Source organism: Streptomyces sp. BBFR102, from assembly GCF_051397025.1.
GTDB lineage: Bacteria > Actinomycetota > Actinomycetes > Streptomycetales > Streptomycetaceae > Streptomyces.
This window is the reverse complement of sequence record NZ_CP195757.1, coordinates 201,475-224,266: the sequence shown is the minus strand read 5'-3', so window position 1 is coordinate 224,266 and position 22,792 is coordinate 201,475. Positions and strand designations below refer to the sequence as shown.

21 protein-coding genes and 1 pseudogene are annotated in these 22,792 nt (G+C 73.4%); 9 read left to right on the top strand and 13 right to left on the bottom strand.

The window, feature by feature from the left end; all coding sequences use genetic code 11:
* Positions 1 to 4: 4 nt before the first annotated feature.
* Positions 5 to 919 (bottom strand): LysR family transcriptional regulator, encoded by a 915-nt coding sequence (locus tag ACSLIC_RS01010; RefSeq protein ID WP_436735770.1) that lies wholly within the window; start codon positions 917 to 919, stop codon positions 5 to 7.
* 93 nt (positions 920 to 1,012) lie between these two features.
* Between ACSLIC_RS01010 and ACSLIC_RS01005 the strand changes: the two genes are divergently transcribed.
* Genes ACSLIC_RS01005 through ACSLIC_RS00995 form a run of 3 tightly spaced genes read left to right on the top strand, consistent with a single transcriptional unit; the run spans position 1,013 to position 4,424 of the window.
* Positions 1,013 to 1,720, top strand: coding sequence for a succinate dehydrogenase (locus ACSLIC_RS01005; RefSeq protein ID WP_436735769.1), 708 nt, complete (start codon positions 1,013 to 1,015; stop codon positions 1,718 to 1,720).
* Positions 1,721 to 1,722: 2 nt separating this feature from the next.
* On the top strand, positions 1,723 to 3,678 hold the full coding sequence (locus tag ACSLIC_RS01000) for a fumarate reductase/succinate dehydrogenase flavoprotein subunit (RefSeq protein ID WP_436735768.1): 1,956 nt from the start codon (positions 1,723 to 1,725) through the stop codon (positions 3,676 to 3,678).
* A complete protein-coding gene (locus tag ACSLIC_RS00995; protein ID WP_436735767.1) occupies positions 3,675 to 4,424 on the top strand; it encodes a succinate dehydrogenase/fumarate reductase iron-sulfur subunit in 750 nt (249 codons plus the stop codon). The genes ACSLIC_RS01000 and ACSLIC_RS00995 overlap by 4 nt, the downstream gene beginning before the upstream one ends.
* 138 nt (positions 4,425 to 4,562) lie before the next feature.
* On the opposite strand, the gene ACSLIC_RS00990 is transcribed toward ACSLIC_RS00995, so the two are convergent.
* Entirely contained in the window at positions 4,563 to 5,636 is a 1,074-nt protein-coding gene (locus ACSLIC_RS00990) for an MsnO8 family LLM class oxidoreductase (protein WP_436735766.1), read from the bottom strand.
* Positions 5,637 to 5,702: 66 nt separating this feature from the next.
* Here ACSLIC_RS00990 and ACSLIC_RS00985 point away from each other — a divergent pair, with 66 nt between their 5' ends.
* Positions 5,703 to 6,188 (top strand): LNS2 domain-containing protein, encoded by a 486-nt coding sequence (locus ACSLIC_RS00985; RefSeq protein ID WP_436735765.1) that lies wholly within the window; start codon positions 5,703 to 5,705, stop codon positions 6,186 to 6,188.
* Between the two features lie 44 nt (positions 6,189 to 6,232).
* On the opposite strand, the gene ACSLIC_RS00980 is transcribed toward ACSLIC_RS00985, so the two are convergent.
* Positions 6,233 to 6,454 carry a dodecin gene (locus ACSLIC_RS00980; RefSeq protein ID WP_436735764.1) on the bottom strand — a complete coding sequence of 74 codons (222 nt, stop codon included), beginning with the start codon at positions 6,452 to 6,454 and terminating at the stop codon, positions 6,233 to 6,235.
* Between the two features lie 198 nt (positions 6,455 to 6,652).
* Between ACSLIC_RS00980 and ACSLIC_RS00975 the strand changes: the two genes are divergently transcribed.
* On the top strand, positions 6,653 to 7,915 hold the full coding sequence (locus ACSLIC_RS00975; protein ID WP_436735763.1) for an extracellular solute-binding protein: 1,263 nt from the start codon (positions 6,653 to 6,655) through the stop codon (positions 7,913 to 7,915).
* Between the two features lie 52 nt (positions 7,916 to 7,967).
* On the opposite strand, the gene egtD is transcribed toward ACSLIC_RS00975, so the two are convergent.
* The 6 genes from egtD to trxA form a co-directional block, all read right to left on the bottom strand.
* Positions 7,968 to 8,930 carry an L-histidine N(alpha)-methyltransferase gene (gene egtD, locus ACSLIC_RS00970; RefSeq protein ID WP_436735762.1) on the bottom strand — a complete coding sequence of 321 codons (963 nt, stop codon included), beginning with the start codon at positions 8,928 to 8,930 and terminating at the stop codon, positions 7,968 to 7,970.
* Positions 8,927 to 9,682 carry an ergothioneine biosynthesis protein EgtC gene (gene egtC, locus ACSLIC_RS00965; protein ID WP_436735761.1) on the bottom strand — a complete coding sequence of 252 codons (756 nt, stop codon included), beginning with the start codon at positions 9,680 to 9,682 and terminating at the stop codon, positions 8,927 to 8,929. Before egtC ends, egtD begins: the two co-directional genes overlap by 4 nt.
* A gap of 19 nt (positions 9,683 to 9,701) precedes the next feature.
* A complete protein-coding gene (gene egtB / locus ACSLIC_RS00960) occupies positions 9,702 to 11,072 on the bottom strand; it encodes an ergothioneine biosynthesis protein EgtB (RefSeq protein WP_436735760.1) in 1,371 nt (456 codons plus the stop codon).
* Positions 11,069 to 12,454 carry an ergothioneine biosynthesis glutamate--cysteine ligase EgtA gene (gene egtA, locus ACSLIC_RS00955; protein ID WP_436735759.1) on the bottom strand — a complete coding sequence of 462 codons (1,386 nt, stop codon included), beginning with the start codon at positions 12,452 to 12,454 and terminating at the stop codon, positions 11,069 to 11,071. Before egtA ends, egtB begins: the two co-directional genes overlap by 4 nt.
* A gap of 575 nt (positions 12,455 to 13,029) precedes the next feature.
* Positions 13,030 to 13,488 (bottom strand): type II toxin-antitoxin system PemK/MazF family toxin, encoded by a 459-nt coding sequence (locus ACSLIC_RS00950; protein WP_436735758.1) that lies wholly within the window; start codon positions 13,486 to 13,488, stop codon positions 13,030 to 13,032.
* Positions 13,489 to 13,662: 174 nt separating this feature from the next.
* Positions 13,663 to 14,061 (bottom strand): thioredoxin, encoded by a 399-nt coding sequence (trxA, locus tag ACSLIC_RS00945; RefSeq protein WP_003946714.1) that lies wholly within the window; start codon positions 14,059 to 14,061, stop codon positions 13,663 to 13,665.
* Positions 14,062 to 14,185: 124 nt separating this feature from the next.
* On the opposite strand from trxA, the gene ACSLIC_RS00940 reads away from it, so the two are divergent.
* From ACSLIC_RS00940 to ACSLIC_RS00930, 3 genes are all read left to right on the top strand, one after another.
* Positions 14,186 to 15,646 carry a dihydrolipoyl dehydrogenase family protein gene (locus ACSLIC_RS00940; RefSeq protein WP_436735757.1) on the top strand — a complete coding sequence of 487 codons (1,461 nt, stop codon included), beginning with the start codon at positions 14,186 to 14,188 and terminating at the stop codon, positions 15,644 to 15,646.
* 431 nt (positions 15,647 to 16,077) lie between these two features.
* Entirely contained in the window at positions 16,078 to 17,091 is a 1,014-nt protein-coding gene (locus ACSLIC_RS00935) for an FtsX-like permease family protein (RefSeq protein WP_436735756.1), read from the top strand.
* Positions 17,092 to 17,664: 573 nt separating this feature from the next.
* On the top strand, positions 17,665 to 18,486 hold the full coding sequence (locus tag ACSLIC_RS00930; RefSeq protein WP_436735755.1) for an SAM-dependent methyltransferase: 822 nt from the start codon (positions 17,665 to 17,667) through the stop codon (positions 18,484 to 18,486).
* A 67-nt stretch (positions 18,487 to 18,553) separates the two neighbouring features.
* Here the strand turns inward: ACSLIC_RS00930 and ACSLIC_RS00925 are convergent, their stop codons facing one another.
* The 4 genes and pseudogenes from ACSLIC_RS00925 to ACSLIC_RS00910 form a co-directional block, all read right to left on the bottom strand.
* Positions 18,554 to 19,147: a TMEM165/GDT1 family protein gene (locus tag ACSLIC_RS00925; protein WP_436735754.1), complete on the bottom strand. Its 594-nt coding sequence runs from the start codon at positions 19,145 to 19,147 to the stop codon at positions 18,554 to 18,556.
* 340 nt (positions 19,148 to 19,487) lie between these two features.
* Positions 19,488 to 20,072 carry a histidine kinase gene (locus tag ACSLIC_RS00920; protein WP_436735753.1) on the bottom strand — a complete coding sequence of 195 codons (585 nt, stop codon included), beginning with the start codon at positions 20,070 to 20,072 and terminating at the stop codon, positions 19,488 to 19,490.
* A 134-nt stretch (positions 20,073 to 20,206) separates the two neighbouring features.
* Positions 20,207 to 20,356: pseudogene (locus ACSLIC_RS00915) on the bottom strand (encapsulin); the annotation flags it as partial.
* Between the two features lie 117 nt (positions 20,357 to 20,473).
* The gene (locus ACSLIC_RS00910) at positions 20,474 to 21,517 is read right to left on the bottom strand and encodes a Dyp-type peroxidase (protein WP_436735752.1); all 1,044 of its coding nucleotides are present in this window, start codon (positions 21,515 to 21,517) and stop codon (positions 20,474 to 20,476) included.
* A gap of 261 nt (positions 21,518 to 21,778) precedes the next feature.
* On the opposite strand from ACSLIC_RS00910, the gene ACSLIC_RS00905 reads away from it, so the two are divergent.
* Positions 21,779 to 22,792: a PHP domain-containing protein gene (locus tag ACSLIC_RS00905; RefSeq protein WP_436735751.1), complete on the top strand. Its 1,014-nt coding sequence runs from the start codon at positions 21,779 to 21,781 to the stop codon at positions 22,790 to 22,792.

Here is a 22,792-nt window from a genome sequence, read left to right as displayed (position 1 = left end):
CGGCTCAGCCGGTGGCCGCGGGCTCCCGTACCGTCCCGGTCGTCTCCAGCAGCATCCGCTGGAGCTCCCGGGCGGCGCGCGGCGGGTCGACGTCGCCGCGCCGGGCCAGTCCGATGGTCCGGTACAGCCCCGGTGGGGCCAGCGGTGTGACCTGGAGGTCCTGCCCCGCCCTGACGGCCACCATGCGCGGTACCACGGCGTGGCCGAGCCCGGCGCGGACGAAGCCGAGGACCGCGTCCATCTCGCCGCCCTCCACCGCGAAGTCGGGCTCGAACCCCTCGGCCCGGCAGGCGGAGACGGTCAGCTCCCGCAGGTCGTAGCCGTGCCGGAACATCACCAGGCGCTCGCCCGCCAGGTCCGCGATGCGCACCGGGTGGTGCCCGCCCGGCGGCGGTACGCCCCGCCCGGAGATCACCACCAGGTCCTCGCGGAGCAGTTCGGTGGTGAGCAGCGCGGGGGAGGGGGTGGGCAGCGGCAGCACCACCAGCGCCAGGTCGAGGGCACCGCGCGCCAGCTCGCGGACCAGGTCGTGCGAGCCGTTCTCCTCGATCATCAGCCGGATGCCCGGATAGCGGTCGTGGTACGAGCGCAGCACGTCCGGGAGGAGCCCGGTGCACAGGCTCGGGGTGGCGCCGAGGCGGACCCGGCCGCTGCGCAGCTGGACCAGTTCCTGCACCTCGTGGCGGGCGGTGTCGGCGTCCGCGAGGATGCGCCGGGCCAGGGGGAGGAGGGCCTCCCCGGCGTCGGTCAGCGTGATGTTCCCCCGTGCGCGCAGGAAGAGGTCGGCGCCCAGCTCCCGCTCCAGGGCCCGGATCTGCTGGGAGAGGGAGGGCTGCGCGACGTGCACCGTCTCGGCGGCCCGGGTGAAGTGGCGGGTCTCGGCGACCGCCACGAAGTAGAGGAGCTGCTGGAACTGCATATCCCCACATTACCCTCGAATAGGCTACGGCTATGGAATTGAGCTGTTCCATGTCTTGGACCTCTTGGGCCTTCCGGCCCTACCGTCGTGCCTATGGCTCTGGCAACGAGGACGGACCGACGGCCGTCCACGATCCGCACGCTCTGGGACTCGTCCGTCGGCAAGAAGACCGTGATGGCCGTGTCCGGCCTGATCATGCTCGGCTATCTGGTCGTCCACATGCTGGGCAACCTGAAGATCTTCTTCGGGCCCGGTGAGTTCAACGGCTACGCCGCCTGGCTGCGTACCTTGGGCGAGCCGTTCCTGCACCACGAGTGGGCGCTGTGGATCGTCCGGGTGGTGCTGCTGGCAGCCGTGGTCCTGCACGCTCTGTCCGCCGCGCAGCTCAGCCGCCGCGACATCAGGGCCCGCCCGGTCAAGTACGTCCACAAGCGCCCGCGCGCCGGCTACGCCACCCGCACCATGCGCTGGGGCGGGATCATCCTCGCCCTGTTCATCGTCTGGCACATCCTGGACCTGACCACGGGCACCGTCCACGCGGGCGACTTCCAGCACGGCCAGGCGTACCAGAACGTCGTGGGGACCTTCTCCACCTGGTACGGCAACACCATCTACATCGTCGCGATGGCCGCCGTCGGCCTGCACATCCAGCACGGCTTCTGGAGCGCCGCCCAGACCCTCGGCGCGGGCAACAGGAACCGGGACCTGCTGCTGAAGACCACCGCCAACGTCCTGGCCCTCGTCCTGACCCTCGGCTTCGTCGCCGTACCCGTCGCCGTCATGACCGGATTGGTGAGCTGACCATGGCTGACACCGACTACACCCGCTACACGACCGGTGAGCCGATCGCCGACACCAAGGCGCCGGCCGGGGCGGTCGACGCACGCTGGGACACCCGCCGCTTCGAGGCGAAGCTGGTCAACCCCGCCAACCGCCGCAAGCACACCGTCATCGTCGTCGGCACCGGCCTGGCCGGCGGCTCCGCCGGTGCGACGCTGGCCGAACAGGGTTACCACGTCGTCCAGTTCTGCTTCCAGGACTCGCCCCGCCGGGCCCACTCGGTCGCTGCCCAGGGCGGCATCAACGCGGCCAAGAACTACCGCAACGACGGCGACTCCGTGCACCGCCTCTTCTACGACACGGTCAAGGGCGGCGACTTCCGCGCCCGCGAGTCCAACGTCCACCGGCTCGCCCAGATCTCCGTGGAGATCATCGACCAGTGCGTGGCCCAGGGCGTCCCCTTCGCCCGCGAGTACGGCGGCCTGCTCGACAACCGCTCCTTCGGCGGCGTCCAGGTCTCCCGCACCTTCTACGCCCGCGGCCAGACGGGCCAGCAGCTGCTGCTCGGCGCCTACCAGGCGCTCTCCCGGCAGATCGGCGCGGGCACCGTCGAGATGCACCACCGCACCGAGATGCTCGACCTGATCGTGGTCGACGGCAAGGCCCGCGGCATCGTCGCCCGCGACCTGGTCACCGGCCGGATCGACACCTACTTCGCGGACGCCGTCGTCCTCGCCACCGGCGGCTACGGCAACGTCTTCTACCTGTCGACCAACGCCATGAACTCCAACGCGACCGCGATCTGGCGGGCGCACCGCAAGGGCGCGTACTTCGCCAACCCCTGCTTCACGCAGATCCATCCGACCTGCATCCCGCGCACCGGCGACCACCAGTCCAAGCTCACCCTGATGAGTGAGTCGCTGCGCAACGACGGCCGGATCTGGGTGCCCAAGGCCAAGGGCGACCAGCGGGCGCCGGACCAGATCCCCGAGGACGAGCGCGACTACTACCTGGAGCGCATCTACCCCTCCTTCGGCAACCTCGTCCCCCGCGACATCGCCTCCCGCGCCGCCAAGAACGTCTGCGACGAGGGCCGCGGCGTCGGCCCCGGCGGACAGGGCGTCTACCTCGACTTCGCCGAGGCGATCGAGCGGATGGGCCGCAAGGCCGTCGAGGCGAAGTACGGCAACCTCTTCGACATGTACCAGCGGATCACCGACGAGGACCCCTACCAGGTCCCGATGCGGATCTACCCCGCCGTGCACTACACGATGGGCGGCCTCTGGGTCGACTACGACCTCCAGACCACCATCCCCGGCCTCTTCGCCATCGGCGAGGCCAACTTCTCCGACCACGGGGCCAACCGCCTGGGCGCCTCCGCGCTCATGCAGGGCCTCGCCGACGGCTACTTCGTCCTGCCGTCCACCATCAACGACTACCTCGCGCGCAACCCGCACACCGAGGACGTCTCCGCCGACCATCCGGCCGTCGCCGAGACCGTCGCCGAGACCCAGGACCGCCTCAACCTGCTGCTCTCCGTCGACGGCGACCGCACCCCGGACTCCTTCCACCGCGAGATCGGTGAACTCATGTGGGAGTACTGCGGCATGGCGCGCAACGAGGACGGCCTGCGCACCGCGCTCGCCCGCATCCCCCAGATCCGCGAGGAGTTCTGGCGACGGATCAAGGTCCCCGGCACCGGCGAGGAGTTCAACCAGTCGCTGGAGCGCGCCAACCGCGTGGTCGACTACCTGGAACTGGCCGAGCTGATGTGCCTCGACGCGCTGCACCGCGCGGAGTCCTGCGGCGGCCACTTCCGCGTCGAGTCGCAGACCCCGGACGGCGAGGCCGCCCGGCGGGACGAGGAGTTCTCCTACGCCGCAGCCTGGGAGTTCGGCGGCACCGGCGAGGCGCCCGTCCTGCACAAGGAAGACCTGGTCTTCGAGTACGTCCACCCCACCCAGCGGAGCTACGCATGAAGCTCACCCTGCGCGTCTGGCGGCAGAAGAACGCCGACGAGCCCGGAGCCATGTCCACCTACGAGGTGGACGACATCAGCCAGGACATGTCCTTCCTGGAGATGCTCGACACCCTCAACGAGGAACTCACCCTCAAGGGCGAGGACCCGGTCGCCTTCGACCACGACTGCCGCGAGGGCATCTGCGGCGCGTGCAGCCTCGTCATCAACGGCGACGCGCACGGCCCCGAGCGCACCACCACCTGCCAGCTCCACATGCGCTCGTTCTCCGACGGCGACACCATCGACATCGAGCCGTGGCGGGCCTCCGCCTTCCCGGTCATCAAGGACCTCGTCGTCGACCGGTCGGCCTTCGACCGCGTGATCCGGTCCGGCGGCTACATCTCGGCGCCCACCGGCACCGCCCCCGAGGCGCACGCCACCCCGGTGCCCAAGCCCGACGCCGACTACGCCTTCGAGAACGCCGAGTGCATCGGCTGCGGCGCCTGCGTCGCGGCCTGCCCCAACGGCTCCGCGATGCTCTTCACCGCGGCCAAGGTCAGCCACCTCAACGTCCTCCCGCAGGGCGCGCCCGAGCGCGAGTCCCGCGTGCTGTCCATGGTGGCCAGCATGGACGCGGAGGGCTTCGGCGGCTGCACCCTCGCAGGGGAGTGCGCCACGGCCTGCCCGAAGGGCATCCCGCTCTTCTCCATCACCAACATGAACAAGGAGTGGCTGCGCGCCACCCGCAAGGGCGGCAAGCGCTGACCCGTTTCCCCGGACAGGCGGGACCGGCCGTGGTGCTCAGCCCTCCGGTCCCGTCCCGTGTCCCGCGCCCCTCCGGGCGGGCCACCCCGAGAGCCCCGTCACCGTCCCGGCCGGTCGGTGACGGGGCTCCCGCGTGTCTCAGTCCCCGTCCGGCGGAGTGAACCGGGCCAGCCGCGCGAGCCGCCGGTAGGAGTCCAGCAGGCCCGCCCGGTCGTACGTACTGGTCGTCACCAGCACCTCCTGGGCCCCCGTCGACTCGATCAGCCGCCCCAGCCGCTCCGTCACCTGCTCCTCGGTGCCGTACACCCCGCTGTCCAGCCCCCTCTCCAGCAGGCCCCGCTGCCGCTCGGGCAGCTCCATGGCCTCGATCCGCGCGGCCGGCGCCAGCGGCGGGAAGGTGCCGTGGGTGCGGGCGTGCGACATCGCCCACGCCTCGGGGAGCAGCAGGCGGCGGGCGGCCCGCTCGTCTCCGGCGAGGGCGACCTCGCCGGAGACCACCACGTACGGCTCGGCCGCCCAGGGGCCCGGCCGGAACTCCTCGCGGTAGGTCCGCGCCGCCTGGGCCAGCTTCTCCCGGCGCGGACCGCCGATCACCAGCGGCAGCCCGGCCGCGGCGGCCGTCCGCGCGCCCGCCCCGGTGGCCAGCACGAAGGCGGGGACACGCACGGCGTCGGCCGGGCGGGCCCGTACCCCGGAGGCGGCGGGCCCGTCGAAGTAGCCGAGCAGTTCGGCGAGGCGTTCGGTGAAGGCGTCCGCCTCCTCCTTGCCGCTGCCCAGCGCCTTGCGGACCCCGTCGGTGAAGCCGACAGAACGCCCGAGCCCCATGTCGATCCGGCCCGGGAACAGGGACTCCAGCACGCCGAACTGCTCCGCCACCACCAGCGGCTGATGGTTGGGCAGCATCACGCCCCCGGTCCCCACCCGGATGCGGGAGGTCGCCGAGGCCACCGCGGCCGCCAGGACCGCCGGGGCGGAGCCGGCGACGCCCGGCACTCCGTGGTGCTCCGAGACCCAGAACCGGTGGTACCCGAGCCGTTCCGCCTCCCGAGCCAGCGCTACCGTGTCCCGCAGCGCCTCACCCACCGGACGGTCCTCCCGCACCCGGGAGCGGTCCAGGACCGAGAAGCGGACGCCGGGGAAGGGGCCCGCCCCGGCGGAGGCGGAGGGGGCAGGGGAGGGAGAGGGGGCGGCGGGGCCCGTCGGGCCGGTCATGGTACTCACCTCCGCTGCAACGCCGCGCGCCGCGCGCGCGATTCCCCCGGGGGCTACCGTGGCCCGGTGACCGAGCCGCGCCCGATCGCCGTCTTCGACCTCGACGGCACCCTCGCCGACACCACCCACCGCCAGCACTTCCTGGAGCGCTCCCCGCGCGACTGGCGGGGCTTCTTCGCCGCTGCGCCCACCGACCCGCCGCTCGCCGAGGGCGTCGCGCTGGCCCGCGAGGCCGCCGCCGGCTGCGACCTGCTCTACCTGACCGGGCGTCCGGAGCGCTGCCGGGCCGACACCGAGGCGTGGCTGCGGGAGCACGGCCTGCCCGAGGGGCCGGTGCGGATGCGCCGCGAGCACGACCGGCGCCCGGCCGTACGCGCCAAACTGGAGGTGCTGAGCGCGCTGCGGGCCACCCGCCCCGTGCGGATGCTGGTCGACGACGACCCGCTGGTCCTGGCCCAGGCGCAGCGGGCGGGGTTCCAGGTGGTGGACGCCGACTGGGGGCGGACCTCCGCGGAGTTGCGCGCGGGGCAGGAGCGTGAGGACCGGACCTGAGGGGTCTGAGGGGGCCGGCCCCGCGGTGGCGGGCCGGCCGGTCGTCAGCCGCCGTCGGAGCCCTCCAGGCGGAAGCCCACCTTCAGCCCCACCTGGTAGTGGGCGACCTGCCCGTCGGCGATGGCGCCGCGCACCTGGGTGACCTCGAACCAGTCGAGGCCGCGCAGGGTCTGGGAGGCGCGGTCGATGCCGTTGCGGATCGCCTGGTCGACGCCCTCGGGCGAGGTGCCGACGATCTCGGTGACGCGGTACACGTGATCGGACATGGCGGACGTCCTCCTTGCGCAACGGGCGGGCTCCCCGAGACAGGTGTCGTCACCCCACCGTAATGGGAGGATTCGCCCTCAGCCTCTTGACCGCCGCTTTGGTCTATACCAAGGTGAGGTGGAGCCCGTACGAGCGTGCGCGCTCCCCCCCACGTCGGGACCCGTCTCCCTCCTGTCCTCAGGCAGAAAGCGACCCACGTGAAGACCCGCTGTACCGCCTTCGTCGTATTCCTCGCCTCCGCCTCCCTCCTGGCGGGCTGCGGACTCGTGCCCGGTGGCGACGACCGTGAAGAGATCACGCTCTGGCTCATGAAGGACAGTGCGACAGCCGACTTCATCGAGCGGTTCACCAAGGAGTTCGAGAAGGAGCACCCCTCGCTGAGGCTCAAGGTCGAGAGCCAGGACTGGGGCGGCATCACCGAGAAGGTCGACAAGGCGCTCAGGACCGGCGACGACTCCGCGCCCGACGTCATCGAGGTGGGCAACACCCAGGTCGCCCAGTACGTGGACGGCGGCGGCCTGGTCGACCTGACGCTGGAGTCGATGCGCGACCTCGGTATGGACGACTGGCTGCCCGGACTGGCCGCGCCCGGACGGTTCGGCGGCTCGCAGTACGGCATCCCCTGGTACGCCGCCAACCGTGTCGTCCTCTACAACAAGGACGTCTTCGCCGAGGCCGGCGTCAGCAAGCCCCCGAAGACCCGGGAGCAGTGGATCGCCGACACCACCAGGATCAACGAGACCGGCAACCAGGGCATCTACCTCGCCGGACAGGACTGGTACACCCTCTCCGGCTTCATCTGGGACGAGGGCGGTGACCTCGCCAAGGAGTCCGGCAACATCTGGACGGGCACCCTGGACACCCCCGCCGCCCTGCGCGGCATGGACTTCTACCGCAGGCTCCAGGAACTCGGCAACGGGCCGAAGGACGCCGACGAGGGGAACCCGCCGCAGGCCGAGGTGTTCGCCAAGGGCGACGTCGGCCAGATCATCACCGTCCCCGGCGCCGCCCGGACCATCGTCGCCAAGAATCCCGCCCTCAAGGGCAAGCTCGGCTTCTTCCCCGTCCCCGGCAAGACCGCCGCCAGGCCCGGTGCCGTCTTCACCGGCGGCTCCGACCTCGTGGTCCGGGAGAAGACCGACAACCGTGCCGGGGCCGTCGAGCTGATCAAGGCGCTCGCCGGCGAGAAGTGGCAGGTCACCCTCGCCAGGACGATGAACTACGTGCCCAACAAGACCACCCTCGCCGAGGCCGTCAGCGGCGACGAGGGGTCCGCCGCGATGGCCGAGGGCGCCGCACACGGCCGGGCCACCCCCAACTCCCCGCGCTGGGGCTCCGTCGAGAGCGACAACCCGATCAAGGAGTACATGACCCAGGTGCTCACCGGCGCCGACCCCGAGACCGCCGCCAAGGCCGCCTCGAAGCGCATCACCAGCACGCTCGACCTGCGCACCCGCTGACGGCCGAGGCCGCGCGCCCGGGGGGCCGCCGCGGCCCCCCGGGCGCCCGGCGTCAGGCCAGCGACAACGACAGGGCGAACCGTCCCGCCCGGTCCGTCCACCAGCCGGCCGCGGTGAGCCCGGCCGCCGCCAGCTCCGCGCGGACGCCCTCCTCGCGGAACTTCGCCGACACCTCCGTGCGCACCTCCTCGCCCTCGGCGAACTCCACCGCCAGGTTCAGCGCCGAGATCTTCACCGTGGCCGCCGAGCGCGCCCGCAGCCGCATCTCCATCCACTCCCGCTCCGCGTCCCAGCGGGCCACGTGGTCGAAGCGGCCGAGGTCGAAGTCGGCGCCCAGCTCGCGGTTGACCACCCGCAGCACGTTCTTGTCGAACTCGGCCGTCACGCCCCGCGCGTCGTCGTAGGCGGCGACCAGCGTCTCCTCGTCCTTCACCAGGTCGGTGCCGAGCAGCAGCCCGTCGCCCGGCGCCATCGACGCCCGCACCGAGGCCAGGAACGCCTCCCGCTCCTCGGGCAGCAGATTGCCCAGCGTCCCCCCGAGGAACGCCACCAGCCGCGGCCCCGGCAGCCCCTCGGGCAGCTCCAGCCGGCCGGTGAAGTCGGCGATCAGCGCGTGCACCCGCAAGCCCGGCCGCTCCCGCGCCAGCGCCTCACCGGCCCCGCGCAGCGCGCTCTCGCTCACGTCCACCGGCACGTACGCCTCAAGGCCGCCCAGCGCGTCCAGCAGCAGCCGGGTCTTCTCGGAGGAGCCCGAGCCCAGCTCCACCAGGGTCCGGGCCGGGAGCGCCGCCGCGATCTCGCCCGCCCGGTCCTGGAGGATCTCGCGCTCGGCACGGGTCGGGTAGTACTCGGGGAGCCGGGTGATCTCCTCGAACAGCTCGCTGCCCCGCGCGTCGTAGAACCACTTGGGCGGCAGCGTCTTCGGCTCCGAGGTGAGCCCGGCGCGGACGTCCTCGCGCAGGGCGGCGCCGGTGGCGTCCTCGGGCAGGGTGCGGGTGATGCGGAACGGGCTCACGCGGAGGGCTCCTTGAGAGGCAGAAGGGTGACGTCCCGGGCGTCGGCGAGCAGCAGCGTGCGGTCCGGTACGGCCCGCCAGCCCGGCTCGTCGTCGTAGGGCTCGGAGGCGACCACGCGGCCGCCGGTCGGACCGGGACGGTGGAAGAGGGTGTCGCCCCAGGTAGTGGCGGCGATGGAACGGCCGTCGGTCAGCAGCAGGTTGAGCCGGGAGCCCGGCGCGGCGGCCGCCACCGTCCCGACCGCGCCGCCCAGGGCGTCGCCGGGGGCCTCACCGCGCCGCAGCCGGTCCCGGACCAGCGCCCACACCAGGGCGGCGTCGCACCGGGCCTCCAGCTCCAGCAGGGCCAGCGGCTCCAGCGAGGCGGCGGGCTCGGCCAGCGACTGCGGCCACCCGGACACCGCCCCGTTGTGGCTGAACAGCCAGGACCCGTCGGCGTACGGTGCCACCGCCGCCTCCGGGTCGGCGCCCGCCGCCGTCGCGTCCCGCACCGCCGCCAGCAGCGCCGAACTGCGCACCACCCGCGCCAGATCGCCGAACGAGGGGTCCGCCCAGATCGGGCCCGCCCGCCGGTAGCGCGCCGGAACCGGGTCGCCCGCCGCGTACCAGCCCAGGCCGAACCCGTCGGCGTTGACCGTGCCGTACCGCTGGTGGCGCGGTGCCCAGGACTGCCGGAACAGGCTGTGCTCCGGTGCCGACAGCAGCTCGCCCAGCGGCAGCACCGGGCCCACGTAGGCGAGGTGACGGCACATCAGGACCACCCCCGCCCGCTCACGCGGCGCCCTCGCCGCAGCCCGCGTCGCGCGCGGTGCGGAACCCGGCGAAGATCTGCCGGCGCACCGGCAGGTCCCAGTTGCGGAAGGTGCCCCGGCAGGCGACCGGGTCCACCCCGAACGACCCGCCCCGCAGCACCTTGTGGGCGTCCCCGAAGAAGACTTCCGAATACTCGCGGTACGGGAACGCCGCGAACCCCGGATACGGGAGGAAGTCGCTCGCCGTCCACTCCCACACGTCGCCGATGAGCTGCCCGACACCCAGCGGCGAACGGCCCGCCGGATAGGCGCCGGCCGGGGCGGGACGCAGGTGGCGCTGGCCCAGGTTGGCGTGGGCGGGGCCCGGGTCGGCGTCGCCCCACGGATAGCGGCGGGCGCGCCCGGTGGCCGGGTCGAACCGGGCCGCCTTCTCCCACTCGGCCTCCGTCGGCAGCCGCCGCCCGGCCCAGCGGGCGTAGGCGTCCGCCTCGTACCAGCTGACGTGGACCACCGGTTCCTCGGCGGGCACCGGCTCCTCCACGCCGAACCGGCGCCGCAGCCAGGTGGAGCCCTCACGCCGCCAGAACAGCGGGGCCCTCAGCCCGTGTTCGCGGACCAGCCGCAGACCCGCCGGGTGCCACCACCGCTCCTCGTCGTACCCGCCGTCCTCGATGAACCGCAGGTACGCCCCGCAGGTCACCGGGGCCGTGTCCAGCCAGAAGGCGGGCACCTCCCGGCGGTGCGCGGGCCGTTCGTTGTCCAGCGCCCACGGCTCGGCCGAGGTGCCCATGGTGAACGGGCCGCCCGGCACCAGCGCCTCCGGGCCCGGCAGCGGGGCGTCCGGGGCGGGGCGGGGCGGCGCCGGGGCGTCCAGCACGGCCGGGCCGCGCCGCAGCTGATGGGTGATGAGCATCGTCTCGTCGTGCTGCTGCTCGTGCTGGGCGACCATCCCGAAGACGAACCCGTGGGCCGTCAGCGGCCCGCCCTCGACCGGCGCCGACGCCAGCACGTCCAGCGCCCGGCCCCGCACCTCGGCCGCGTACCGCCGCGCCTCCTGGGGAGCGAGCAGCGGCAGCGAGGGACGCTCCGCCCGGGGATGCTCGAACGCGTCGTACAGCGAGTCGATCTCGGGCCGCAGCGCCTCGCGCCCGCCCACCGCGCGCACCAGCCAGAGCTCCTCCTGGTTGCCGATGTGCGCGAGGTCCCAGACCAGCGGAGACATCAGGGGGGAGTGCTGCGCGGCCAGGTCCGGGCCCTCCACGCAGTCGGTGAGCAGCGCGGTCCGCTCCCGAGCGGCGAGCAGCGCGGCCAGGGCCCGCTCCCGCGGCGCGCCGGGGCCGGCCGGGGGCCGACCGCCCTCCCGCGGTGTGTCCGTGGACGAAGTGGTCATGCCGGTGCGTCCTCTCCCCTGACCGTCCCGTGCGCGGCCGGCCCTTCGGCGGGCCCCCGGTCGGGGCGGATGTCCGGACAGGTGTCCAGGATGTCGTCCGCGGGGCAGCGCCCCGCCCGTGTGTACCGTTCGGTGAACGCGGCGACCTGTGCCGTCAGTTCCTCACCGGCGCCCAGGCGCGGCAGCGCCTGGAGCGCGGTGGCGAAGCAGGCCGTGGCGGCCTCCCGCAGCTCCGGGTCGGCGAGGGCCGAGCGGGCCGCCGCCTCCCACAGCGCGTTGTGCGGGGCCGGCCCGCCGGTGGCCCGCTCGGCCAGCGGCTTGACGATCCGGTACGCGGCCTCCGTCGCCTCGGCGTCGTCGAAGAGCGCGCAGGTCACCGCCAGGGGGACCCGCCAGCCGTCCTCGCCGGGCTGCGCGTCGATCATCCGCAGCTCCAGGTGGCCACGCGGGCGCACCGGCGGGAAGAGCGTCGTCAGGTGGTAGGCGAGGTCCTCCTCGGTGACCGGCCGGGGCCCCTCGCCGCGCACCCAGGCGCGGAAGGTCAGCCCCTCGGGCGCGTCCCACGGCTCGTCCTCGGCGCGTACGCACATCACCGGGGCGTCCAGCACCCGCTCGGTCCACGCCGCGCGGGGCTCCGCGTCGGTCGGCGGCGCCGCCGACCGGCCGGGCTCGATCTCGGCCCACAGCGACTGCCGGGTCGAGCGCCACCCGGTCAGCCGGCCCTCGTGGACCGGGGAGTTGGCGAAGGCGGCGACCAGTACGGGGCCCAGCAGATGGGCGAGTTGCCATCTTCGGTGGTGGCCCTGCGGCCCCGGCTCCTCGTACCCGGCGTCCAGGCAGACCTGCACCGAGGCCGAGGAGCGCATCATGTGCCGGCCGGCGGGTCCCGCCCGGTCGAGGTAGCGCTCCATCGCGTCGTAGCGCGGCTCCCGCAGCAGCCGCTCGCCGGGGAGGGAGGGCTCGGTGCCCAGTCCCGTCACCCGCAGGCCGAGCGCCGTCAGCGCCCCGCGCAGCACCACCATGTCGGCGGCTACCCGCTCCACGCAGACGGCCAGCGAGGGCGCGGGCGCGGAGCTGAGTTCGAGCTGGCCACCGGGTTCCACGGTGAACAGCGAGGTCAGCGGTAGGTCCCGCAGGACCGCGTGGGCCGCGCGCAGCCGGTCGGCGGAGACCTTGCGCAGCGGGTCGGCCGCGTCGTGCACGAGCCATTCCAGCTCCACCCCCACGGTGCGGGGCGGGCCGGTCTTGAAACAGATGCCTCGTACCAGGTCGGAGAAGGACTCCTCGCTCAGGCCCGCCGTGGCGGGCGGGCTCCCGGGCCAGCCCGGAGCGCGGTCGGGAGGGGGTGAGGAGCCGGACGAGGGGATCGACGAAGGGGACATGGACGCACTCCTTGGGGGAGGACCGCCGTGGTGTCACCCGTCCAGCCAAGACGCTCGGGGCGCATCGCACAACCGCGCCTCCCGGCCGGGCCGGTGATCCGGAAAAGGAGTTGTGCCCCGTAAATCCCGGCCGACACCATGACACCTCCAACGACCACGCCAGGACGCTGCACCGACGTGCCCGCGAGCGGCCGGAAAGCGAGCGGCAGGAGCGGATGCGAGCGCCCGACTGCGGGCCATGGCCCGCGAAGACCCAGGAGACCGCGGCCGGGGGCGGGTCGGGGCCCGGCCGGAATCTGGCGCGATCTCTCCGGTCAGCCGACCGCCACCCCCGCCGCCACCCGGCTGTACGGTCCACAGCCGGTCCCCGCGCCGGCTCCTCCGCGAGCGGCCGGCGCGCCCACCGCCGTCGCCCGGTGGCTGCTCCCCGCACCGGGCTGCGCTTCGCGCACACCTTCGCCACCGCGGTCTTCGCCGCCTGGGACCGCCCGCGGCAGGACGCCACCCGGGCCGCCTTCGACGCCGCCTTCCGCCCCGGAGCGGCCCTGACCGGGCCGCTCCGGCGGCCCCGGCCGCTACCGCCAGCCGTACCGCTCGCGCAGCCGCAGCACCACCAGGTTGAAGCGGCCCCGGTCCAGTGCGCACGCCTCACGCCGCATGCCGTCCTCGTGGACCCGCAGCACCCGGTCCACGGCGACCCACGACGGGCGCTCCTCCCGGTCCCAGGGGCCGGTGCCGATCGCCAGGAAGTCGTTGTCGCCGCGCCGGTCCTTGCTGGTCAGCTGCACGGCCAGCAGTGTGCCCGCCCGCTCCCGCGCCACCACCAGCACCGGGCGGTCCTTGCCCCGGCCGTCGTTCTCCTCGTACGGGACCCAGGTCCAGACGATCTCCCCGGGATCGGGGTCGCCGTCCTTCTCGGGCGCGTACTCGGTCCGTACCGTGCCGACGCGGCGCGGGTCGGCCTCGACCGTCGCCGTGGGGCCGTCACGGCCGGGGGAGGGGGAGAGGGGCAGGTCACCGGTGTCGATAGTCACCCGCGCCACGGTAGGCCCCACCGTCGGCAACCCGTCCACCGGGTACGGGTGTTCACCGGATCGCCACGCCGGAGGCCGCCGGTCGCGGGTCCTGGGTACGAGGGAGGCGGGGCCGCACCGGATTCCGGTGCGGCCCCGCCTCCGGGGGGTCTGGCGGACAGCAGGTGAGCTGCGTCAGCCCTGTGCGTCCGGCTGGTCGCCCTTGGCCTCGGCGGCCTGTGCCTCGGCCACCGACTTGTGGACCTCCTGCATGTCCAGGGCGCGGGCCTGGCCGATGACGTCCTCCAGGGCCTCCGCGGGGAGCGCGCCGGGCTGGGCGAAGACCGCCACCCGGTCGCGGACGATCATCAGGGTCGGGATCGACTGGATGCCGAACGCGGCGGCCAGCTCCTGCTGGGCCTCCGTGTCGACCTTGCCGAAGACCAGGTCGGGGTGGGTTTCCGAGGCCGCTTCGTAGACCGGTGCGAACGAACGGCACGGACCGCACCACGACGCCCAGAAGTCGATGAGGACGAATTCGTTGTCCATCACCGTCTGGTCGAAGTTCTCCTTGGTGAGTTCCACAGTGCTCATGGCGTCGTACCTTCCTGCTGACTGCTGAACCGCCTCGCACAACGGCGCGAGCGGCGGGTGTATTCCGTATCCGGGTGCCGCTACCCGTGTGGCCACGACGCACACCCCCCGTCACACTGGCGGCATGACGCAAGCCCGAAGGGTCGACGCGCCCGCCCCCGCGAAAGAACCGGACCACACCTACGACGTGGTCGTGATCGGCGCCGGACCGGTGGGCGAGAACGTCGCCGACCGCGCCCGCGCGGCCGGTCTGAGCGCCGCGATCGTCGAGAGCGAGCTGGTCGGCGGCGAATGCTCCTACTGGGCGTGCATGCCCAGCAAGGCCCTGCTCCGCCCGGTGCTCGCCCAGGCCGACGCCCGCGGACTCCCCGGACTGGAGCGGATGACCGCGGGCCCGCCCGACGTCCGCGCCGTCCTCGCCCGCCGAGACGGCTTCGCCTCGGACTGGAAGGACGACGGCCAGGTGGAGTGGGTCGACTCCACCGGCACCGACCTGTACCGGGGCCACGGCCGCCTCGCGGGGGAGCGCCGGGTCACCGTGACCGACCGGGACGGCCGGGTCACCACGCTCGCCGCCCGGCACGCCGTCGCCCTGTGCACCGGAACCAGCGCCGCCCTCCCCGACCTGCCCGGCATGGCCGGGGCCCGCCCCTGGACCAGCCGCGAGGCCACCAGCGCCGAGGAGGTCCCCGGGCGGCTCGCCGTCGTCGGCGGTTCCGTCGTCGCCGCCGAGATGGCCACCGCCTGGCAGGGCCTGGGCGCGCGGGTCACCCTGCTGGTGCGGGGCGAGGGGCTGCTGCCGAGGATGGAGCCGTTCGCCGGGGAACTGGTCGCCGACAGCCTGCGCGTCGCAGGGGCCGAGATCCGCACCGGCGTCTCGGTCACCGCGCTTGCCCGCGACGCTTCCGGAGTGACCCTCACCCTGGACGACGGCTCCACCCTCCAGGCGGACGAGGTCCTCTTCGCCACCGGCCGCAGGCCCCGCACCGGCGACCTCGGCCTCGACACGGTGGGCCTCACCCCCGGTGACTGGCTCACCGTCGACGACACCCTCAAGGTCACCGGCAGCGACTGGCTCTACGCGGTCGGCGACTGCAACCACCGCGCCCTCCTCACCCACCAGGGCAAGTACCAGGCCCGCGTCGCCGGGTCCGCCATCGCCGCCCGCGCCCAGGGACGCCCGCTGGACACCACCCGCTGGGGCGCGGAGAGCGCCACCGCCGACCACGACGCCGTGCCCCAGGTCGTCTTCACCGACCCCGAGGCCGCCTCCGTGGGCCTGACCCTGGCCCAGGCCGAGGCAGCGGGCCACCGCGTCCGCGCCGTCGACCAGGACCTCGCCGCCGTCGCCGGAGCGGCTCTCCACCGCGACGGCTACCGAGGCCGCGCCCGCATGGTGGTCGACCTCGACCGCGAGATCCTCCTCGGCGTCACCTTCGTCGGCCCCGGCGTCGGCGAAATGCTCCAATCCGCCACGATCGCGGTCGCCGGCGAGGTCCCGATCGCCCGGCTGTGGCACGCGGTTCCGGCGTTCCCGACGATCAGTGAGGTGTGGCTGCGGCTGCTGGAGGAATTCAGGGGGTAGGAAACGCCGTTGGACACACCTGGGGAGAATGCCTCGATGCGCTGGGCAGCTTGAGAGACTGCCGCGGGTCCAGTGCGGTCGTCGGTGTGCCTTGCCGGGGATGTCGAGCAGATCGGGCCCTGTCGGGGTGGCGAACGGCGACAGAGAGCCCAGGGCAGGTGACGCAGTAGCGCGGCGCCGCTGATCAGAAGGTCCCAGAGGACTCCCATGGAGACCAGGTGTTCTCTTCAGGTCATGCGGCAGCGTTGACGGCCACCCCTGGGGAACCCCAAACTCCAGTGGCCGGGCGCCCCACTTCGCGGTCATGAAGAGGTGACGGGGGAGCCGTCGGCAGCGCGTTCGCCCGGCCCGCCCTGCACTGGCTCATCGCCAACAAGGTCTTCCCACCCGGCCCCGAAGCGGCATTCTCCCCGCAGGGCTTCGCCATCGGCGTGCTGAGCACCGTAACGGTCGCCGTGCTCGCCGCGCTCACAGCGGTGTACCGGCCGGCCCGCCTGTCTCCGCTCTCCGGGCTGCGCGAAGCGGAGATCGAACATCGTGCCATGCCACCCGGACGCCTGGCCGCGGCAGCACTCACCCTGGCCCTCGCCGGGGCCGTCTGGAAACGCTACGAGCTTGAGACCGAAGCAGGACAGAACGTCAACGGCGCGATGGGACTGGCACTGTTCCTGCTCATCTCGGCCTGGCTGCTGACTCCGCTTCTGGTGCGCCTACTGGTCGCGCCGGCCGCACTGCCCGGACTGCTGCTCTCCCGCTACTCAGGGCGCCTGGCGGCCGTGACCAGCGTGCGCGCCGTGCGCCGGGTGGCCGCCATGACAGGCCCCGTACTCATCGCGGTCGGGCTCAGCGCGATGCTGCTGAGCAATGGCGCGGCATCGGACGCGATCGCCAGGAGCCAGACGGCCGCGAGCGCGCCGACACGGGTGGGCGAGGGGCCGGCGGCGAAGGCCGGGGAAGCGCCGGCCAGGGCCGCGAAGGCCGAGGTCAGGAACGCGGGGAACAGCGACGTCTCCACCACCGAGCTGCGCGAGCGACAGCGGCGCAACGAAGTGGGCACACGCGTACTGATGGTGCCGCTGATCGTCTTCTCGGCCCTCGGCATCCTCAACACCCTGCTCCTGGCCACCCGGCAACGACGCAGAGAGTTCGCCGTACTCCGCATGGCGGGCGCCACCGGGGCACAACTGCTGCGCATGCTCTTCTGGGAATCGGTGATGGTCGTGGGCGGCGGCGTTCTCGCCGCTGGTGCCGTACTGGGGGTCTTCCTGTCGGTGCTGTCGCGGCGGCTGGAACCGTACGGTGTGGACCTCGACACGCTCGTTCCCTGCGAGGTGATGGTTCAGATGGCTTCGTACAGCGCCGTGTTGGGGTTGGTAGGGGTTGTCGCGCCGGGTGCTCTGGTGCTGCGCGTACGCGCGGTTCAGGCGGCGCGCACCCGGGACTGAGTGAGGAGGCGGGGGAGCGCCGCTCTCGTCGGCGCATTCGGCGGGCCGCCCGGCTGGGGGTCCCTCGGCGCCCGGACGGCAGTGCGGGCAAGGACGCCTTCTGCGATCCGAGTGCTGGTGGCGACGAGATCGCGGAAAGGGCCTGGGAGGCCGGGTCCGGCGTGGCAATGATCGACCTCGGTTCCGGGGCCGGACGGGAGTGCCGGGCCGGGGAACGTACGCCGCGCCTGGAAGGAGCTCCCTACCGAAGGGTGTTCCGCTCGACACGTCTCGTCCTGACGATCCGATGATGCGCGGAGCGCGAGCGGGTCATCGACGGGGAACTGACCGCCGTCGCCCTGAAGGGCAGTGCCGCTCCGTTCGCCGGAAGCGAGGCGGAGACGCCCCGCCTCGCTGTCGAAGGGGCCCGGCGCGGGAAACCGGCGTTCGGCCCAGCCCGCTGGGTCCGCGCCCCAGAAAAGCTGTCAGATCCCCTGACGTACCGGGAAGTTGATCGTCCCGGCGAAGCTCACGCGAGGCCGAGTGGACTAGGTTTGTGCCAGGTCGAGGAACCGTTCGAGCTCAGGAGGACCCTTGTCAAGGAACGACGCCCCGCTCGCCACCGCCGACGACGTCCGCGCGCGGATCGACACGAGCAAGCCGCACTCCGCCCGGTTCTGGAACTACTTCGTGGGTGGCAAGGACCACTACGAGATCGACCGGCGGACGGGTGACCAGATCAAGGAGATCTTCCCCGGCCTGGTCGACGTGGCCGTCACCAGCCGCCACTTCCTCGGCCGGGCGGTCCGGTATCTCACCGTCGACCAGGGCATACGCCAGTTCCTCGACATCGGTACGGGGCTGCCCACCGCAGACAACACCCACCAGGTCGCGCAGCGGTACGCCCCGGACTCGCGGATCGTGTACGTCGACAGCGACCCGCTGGTGCTCGCCCACGCCCGCGCGCTGCTCACCAGTACGCCGGAGGGGAGGACGGCCTACCTCGACGCCGACCTCTACCGGCCGGAGGAGATCCTCCAGGCCGCCGAGTCCACGCTCGACCTGAGCCGGCCGGTCGCGCTGATGATCCTCAACACCCTCGGGCACGTCGCGGACATGGACCAGGCCCGGGAGCTGGTCCGCCGGCTGATGGCGGGTCTGCCGTCCGGCAGCCACCTCGTGATCAGTGACAGCACCGCGACCAGCGAGGGGATGATCGCGGCCTCCAAGGCGTACACCGAGAGCGGCGCCGTCCCGTACCACGTGCGGAGCGTCGAGGAGGTCGCCGGTCTCTTCGACGGGCTCGAACTGGCGGAGCCCGGCGTCGTCCGGGTCACCGACTGGCGTCCGGAAGAGGACCCGGCGGCCGAGGCCGCCGCGGTCGACGCCTACGGCGGCGTGGCCCGCAAGGCGTGAGACGCGGCGTCCCCCGTCCCCCGCCGTCCGGCGGAGGCGGGGGACGCGCGGGCCCGGGCGGGCGGGGTCAGGAGGTGAACGCGCCGATCGCCTCCACCAGGGACCAGATCGCCAGCCCCGCCATGCAGAGCCCGCCGATCCGCTGGACGGTCTTGAGCGGGACGCGCTGGGCGATGAACCGCCCGGCCAGCAGCGCCAGCGCCGACACCGACATGAGGGCCGCCGCGGCGCCGATCGCGGTGGACAGGGTGCCGTTGGTGGCCGCCAGGTTGGCGGTGGTGATCTGGGTCAGGTCGCCCCACTCGCTGATGAAGACGGCCATGAACGCCGTGGCGTAGACGGGCCAGAAGCCGGTGACGGGCTTCGCGGCGCCCTCCTCGTCCTCGTCGTCGCCCCCGCCGCGCAGCAGCATGAAGGCGCCGAAGGCGAAGAGCACGGCGGAGACGAGCCGAACGATCCAGTCGGGCAGCAGCCCGATGAGGCTGCCCGCGCCGACCGCGATGGCCACATGGACCAGGAAGGCGGTGGAGGTGCCGAACCAGACGTAGAGCGGGCGCATCCGGGTGCCCATGGCCAACGACGCGAACATCGTCTTGTCCGGCAGCTCGGCGAGGAAGATCAGCCCGAAGGCGGTGACGAGCGCCAGGGGGTCGAGGCTCATTCCGGGGGCTTTCTGTACGGGGCCGGGCCTCGGATCGTCCCCGTGAGGTCCCGCAGGACCAGCGACGGGAGGACCGCTCGGCCCGGCACGACGGACCGCACCCGCTCTGCTGCGGGCACGGCTTCATGCCTTGGCCGAAGGTCTCGTCCACCGCCCGCCGGTCACGGCGCGAGCGGCCCGGCGGCCGGGCTGTCCGCGGTGGCGGACGGCCAGTATGTCGACCGGCGGTGTTGCGGGACTACTCCCCTTCGCTGCGGCTCACGGTACCCCACTCGCACAGCTGACCGGAAGCTGCGAAGAGCCGCCCGGCGGGTGCCGAGCGGCTCTTCGCAGCTTCCGGTCAGGCCGGGATACCCCGGCCGAACAGGGTGTCCATCTTCTCCCTGAACTCGCGGCGGCGCTGCTTGCGGTGCTCGTGGCGGGCCCGGCGGACGGCTTCCTCGGCCGCCCTTCGCGCGGATGCGACCTCCTCCTGCACCTGCTCCACGGGGACGGCCACGACCGTGCCGCCGAGCCGTCCGGCGAGATCGTCGGCGGCTGCGGGGGAGTAGCCGGGGGCCTCCACCATCAGCAGGTTGCTGCCGTCGTCGACGTTCTTGCTGAGCACCGTCAGCGCGTCGTGGGTGTTCTCGGCGTCCTCCGTGTCGGCGGTCGCCCCGACCAGGGCGCCCAGACCCCACCCGAAGAGCACCCCGATCGGGCCGCCGAGGATGCCGACCAGCGCGCCGATGGCGCCGCCGGTCAGGGTCGCCGTCCCGGCCCCCGGTTCGTAGTCCTCCGGCACGGACAGCACGCCGTCCGTGCCGCGCTCGACGATGGCCGCCCGGGTGACCTCGGGCACGGTCTTGATCTCGGAGAAGGCGCGGTAGGCGGCGCTGGGGTCGGTGAAGGTGAAGAAGAGGACGTTGTCCGAGGGCGGGGTCATGGAAGGCTCCGATCCGGTGCGACTGCGGGACCCGTCCGGCGGCCCCGGCCGCCGGGGGCGCGGCGAGCACCACGGCCATCCAAGCCGAACGGCACGAAGGCCGCATCCCGGGTGCCGCCCCACGGGTGGCGCAGGCCCGTGGTCACGGCGGCCCGGTCAGGACCCGTGGGCCCGTCGTCGTCCACCACGCGCCGGCCCGCCTGGTGCTCCACGAAGGTGCGGCGCACCTCGTCCTCGCTCTCGGCCCAGGCAGCGGCGGAGACCGGCGCGAGGTCGCGGTGCAGGTTGTTCGTGACGTCCTGTGGGGGGTGAGGCTGCCGATCCGCAGCGAAGTGCCGGCCGGCGGGCCTGCGGGCACCGTCCCACCCGCTGGGGCGTCGGCGCGTGGCGGCCGACCGGGATCAGGCCGAAGCGGGCGCCGTCCCACCCGCCGGTGCCTCGGACTCGTCCTGCTCCGGGGCCGGGGCCTCGGTGGCGGCGGCCGTCCCGGGCGCGGGCGGCGGATCGTCCAGGAAGCCGTCCTGCGGCACGAAGTACTGGGAGCCGGTGACCGCGGTGGAGAAGTCCAGGATGCGGTCGTGCCGGGCCTCGTCGGTGCCCAGGAACATGTTCCGCAGCATCTGCTCGGTGACGGCGATGTCGGCGCAGTAGCCGATGAAGTAGGTGCCGAACGTCTTCTCGCCGAGCGTGCCGAACGGCATGTTGAGCCGCCTGATCTGCCGCTCCGTCCCGTCCGGCTCGGTGACGGTGTTCAGCGCGACGTGCGAGTCGGCCGGCTTCACCTCGTCGGACAGCTCGATGTCCTCCAGCTTGGTGCGGCCGATCACCCGCTCCTGCTCCTCGACGGGCAGCGCGTTCCAGGTGCCCAGTTCGTGCAGGTACTTCTGTACGACGACATGGCTGCCGCCCTGGAACTCCGGGTCCTCGTCGCCGACCACCACCGCGGTGAGCGCGGCGTTGCCCTCCGGGTTCTCGGTGCCGTCGACGAACCCGAGCAGGTCGCGCTCGTCGAAGTACTTGAAGCCGTGCACCTCGTCCACGACGGTCACGGCACCGTGCAGCCTGTCCGTCAGCCGGGCGGCCAGCTCGAAGCAGAGGTCGGCCCGGTGCGCGCGGATGTGGAACAGCACGTCACCCGGGGTGGACGGGGCGGTGTGGCGCGGCCCGCGCAGTTCCTTGAAGGGATGGAGTCCGGCCGGGCGCGGCCCGCTGAACAGGCGCCCCCAGGCGTCCGAGCCGATCCCCGTCACGCAGGTCAGGCCGGCGTCCGGCACCCGGAAGCCCACGGAGCGGCGCAGCGCCGACACGTCCTGGAGGAGGTCGTACACCGCCCCCTCCCCGCCCGGGTCGATGGTCAGCACCAGGAAGATGGCGCTCTCCGTGATCGGGGTGAGGACGGCCTGCGGCTCGGGCGGGGGGCTGGAGTACGGGGACGGTGCGCTCATCAGGGTGGCTCCCGGGACGGTGGCTGCGGCGGCCCGGACGGCATCGTCCGGGGCGGCCCCACGCTGTCGGGGCCGCCCGGCGGCGTCCGCACCGCTCACCATCCTCGGCAGCGGGGCGCCCGCACGCGGGCCGAACGCGGCCGAACGGGGGGCCGTGCACACCGCGCCCCGGCGCCGGCGGCGTGAGCGCTCCGGTGCCGGATGCGCCGCCGGCCGCCCCGCGAGACGCTGGGGAGCAGCCCCGTACCGGAGGGAGTCGCCGTGGACCCGGAGCGCGCTCTGGACCGGATCGCCTTCCTCCTGGAGCGCGCCCGGGAACCCACCTACCGGGTCCGCGCCTTCCGCACCGCCGCCGCCGTCCTGCGCGAGCACGGACCGGACGAGATCCGCGACCGGGCGGCCGACGGCACGCTGGAGAAGCTCAAGGGGATCGGCCCGAAGACCGCCAAGGTCATCCGCGAGGCCCTCGACGGCTCCACCCCCGCCTACCTCGAAGCCCTGGAGGAGGAGGCCGCCGAGGCGCCCCTCGCCGAGGGCGGAGAGGCCCTGTACGCCGCGCTGCGTGGCGACTGCCACCTGCACTCCGACTGGTCCGACGGCGGCAGCTCCGTCGAGGAGATGGGCCTCGCCGCCCGCGCGCTCGGCCACGAGTGGGCCGTCCTCACCGACCACTCGCCCCGCCTCACCGTCGCCCACGGCCTCTCCGCCGACCGGCTGCGCCGACAACTCGACACGGTCGCCGCCCTCAACGAGCGATGGGCCCCCTTCCGCCTGCTCACCGGCATCGAGTGCGACATCCTCGACGACGGCACCCTCGACCAGGAACCGGAACTGCTGGACCGTCTCGACCTGGTCGTCGCCTCCGTCCACTCCAAGCTCCGGATGGACGCGCCGGCCATGACCCGGCGCCTGCTCGCCGCCGTCAGCGACCCCCGCACCGACGTCCTCGGCCACTGCACCGGCCGCCTCGTCACCGGCCGTACCCGCCCCGAGTCCGCCTTCGACGCCGACGCCGTCTTCGCCGCCTGCGCCGAGTCCGGCACCGCCGTCGAGATCAACAGCCGCCCCGAACGCCTCGACCCCCCGCTGCGCCTGATCCGCGCCGCCCGCGACGCCGGCACCCTCTTCGCCATCGACACCGACGCCCACGCCCCCGGCCAGCTCACCTGGCAGCGCCTGGGCTGCGCCCGGGCCGAGAAGTGCGGCGTCCCCGCGGAGGACGTCATCACGACCTGGACGGCCGAGGAACTGCTGGAGTGGGCGGGGCGAGGCTGA

Excerpts from the sequence above, each read along its gene's own strand:
- ACSLIC_RS00990 (WP_436735766.1), bottom strand. The coding sequence starts at position 5,636 with ATGACCGGCCCGACGGGCCCCGCCGCCCCCTCTCCCTCCCCTGCCCCC.
- ACSLIC_RS00980 (WP_436735764.1), bottom strand. The coding sequence starts at position 6,454 with ATGTCCGATCACGTGTACCGCGTCACCGAGATCGTCGGCACCTCGCCC.
- egtC (WP_436735761.1), bottom strand. The coding sequence starts at position 9,682 with ATGTGCCGTCACCTCGCCTACGTGGGCCCGGTGCTGCCGCTGGGCGAG.
- trxA (WP_003946714.1), bottom strand. The coding sequence starts at position 14,061 with ATGAGCACTGTGGAACTCACCAAGGAGAACTTCGACCAGACGGTGATG.
- ACSLIC_RS00910 (WP_436735752.1), bottom strand. The coding sequence starts at position 21,517 with ATGAGCGCACCGTCCCCGTACTCCAGCCCCCCGCCCGAGCCGCAGGCC.
- ACSLIC_RS01010 (WP_436735770.1), bottom strand. The coding sequence starts at position 919 with ATGCAGTTCCAGCAGCTCCTCTACTTCGTGGCGGTCGCCGAGACCCGC.
- ACSLIC_RS00995 (WP_436735767.1), top strand. The coding sequence starts at position 3,675 with ATGAAGCTCACCCTGCGCGTCTGGCGGCAGAAGAACGCCGACGAGCCC.
- ACSLIC_RS00940 (WP_436735757.1), top strand. The coding sequence starts at position 14,186 with ATGACGCAAGCCCGAAGGGTCGACGCGCCCGCCCCCGCGAAAGAACCG.
- ACSLIC_RS01000 (WP_436735768.1), top strand. The coding sequence starts at position 1,723 with ATGGCTGACACCGACTACACCCGCTACACGACCGGTGAGCCGATCGCC.
- egtA (WP_436735759.1), bottom strand. The coding sequence starts at position 12,454 with ATGTCCCCTTCGTCGATCCCCTCGTCCGGCTCCTCACCCCCTCCCGAC.
- ACSLIC_RS00920 (WP_436735753.1), bottom strand. The coding sequence starts at position 20,072 with ATGACCCCGCCCTCGGACAACGTCCTCTTCTTCACCTTCACCGACCCC.
- ACSLIC_RS01005 (WP_436735769.1), top strand. The coding sequence starts at position 1,013 with ATGGCTCTGGCAACGAGGACGGACCGACGGCCGTCCACGATCCGCACG.
- egtB (WP_436735760.1), bottom strand. The coding sequence starts at position 11,072 with ATGACCACTTCGTCCACGGACACACCGCGGGAGGGCGGTCGGCCCCCG.
- ACSLIC_RS00925 (WP_436735754.1), bottom strand. The coding sequence starts at position 19,147 with ATGAGCCTCGACCCCCTGGCGCTCGTCACCGCCTTCGGGCTGATCTTC.